The organism is Pseudoramibacter alactolyticus ATCC 23263, from assembly GCF_000185505.1.
Taxonomy (GTDB): Bacteria; Bacillota; Clostridia; order Eubacteriales; family Eubacteriaceae; genus Pseudoramibacter; species Pseudoramibacter alactolyticus.
Map to the genome: position 1 here is coordinate 1 of NZ_GL622372.1, position 625 is coordinate 625.

Below are 625 nucleotides of genomic sequence, written 5' to 3' on the forward strand. Positions count from 1 at the left end.
ATCCTCATGGGGTTGACCGGGTCTCGTACCGGTGCGGCTGCGACCGGGGCGCTGGTATCAGTGGGGCAGGTTCCGTACTGGCTTTGGTGGCTGTTATTGGGCTCGATTATGTCGATCAAACTCGACTGGGTCTACTGGTGGGCCGGCAAGCTGTGGGGCCGAGGCATGATCGAGGTCTGGGCTGGACGATCCGAGCGGGCGCATCGCAGGTATGACCAGGCGGAGAAATGGGCTCGCAAGCTTGGCTGGCTGGGAGTGCTCGTCGCCTATGTGCCGATCCCGCTTCCGATCATGCCGGTTGTGTTCGTCTTGACGGGGGCATCTGGGATGAAGGTGAGGTGGTTTATTGCTCTAGACTTCGTCGCTGCGACTATCTGGAACCTAGGATATCTGGGACTGGGCTGGGGAGTGGGCGATCCCATCGTTGACGCCCTCAAGTACTACGCCAAGATTGCCAATTGGGTGGCTATCGCTCTCATCATCGTTATCTTGGCACCCATCTTCGTCAAAAAAGAAGCAGAAGGCTTGACCCTCGCGTGACACAGTGGAAGACATGACGATTTTCCGCGCAGTGAACATTCGTGATGACCTCAAGAAGGGCCCTGCCGAGGGGTACCGGGTATTG

The 625-nt window shown here is 58.1% G+C and carries 1 protein-coding gene; it reads left to right on the plus strand.

Going from position 1 to position 625, the window contains the following annotated elements; all coding sequences use genetic code 11:
* A partial coding sequence (locus HMPREF0721_RS11210) for a DedA family protein (protein WP_006599911.1) occupies positions 1-540 on the plus strand: 540 nt, incomplete at its 5' end.
* Positions 541-625 lie beyond the last annotated feature (85 nt).